At 59.6% G+C, this 213-nt stretch carries 1 protein-coding gene; it reads left to right on the forward strand.

Annotated elements, in window-relative coordinates; genetic code table 11:
- On the forward strand, positions 1–213 hold a 213-nt coding region (locus AF337_RS41090), incomplete at both ends, for an aldehyde dehydrogenase family protein (protein WP_152971252.1).

Here is a 213-nt window from a genome sequence, read left to right on the forward strand (position 1 = left end):
GGGTTGCACCGTGGTGTTGAAACCGTCTGAAATCGCGCCGTTCTCAGGTACGATCCTTGCCGAGATCCTCCATGACGCCGGAGTACCCAAGGGCGTGTTCAACCTTGTTCATGGAGATGGCCGCGTTGTCGGCAATGCTTTGACGAGCCATCCCGAGGTGGACCTTGTCTCCTTCACCGGCTCAACTGCGGCTGGGATCGAGGTGGCTCGCAC

The organism is Rhizobium ecuadorense (genome assembly GCF_001187535.1).
GTDB lineage: Bacteria > Pseudomonadota > Alphaproteobacteria > Rhizobiales > Rhizobiaceae > Rhizobium > Rhizobium ecuadorense.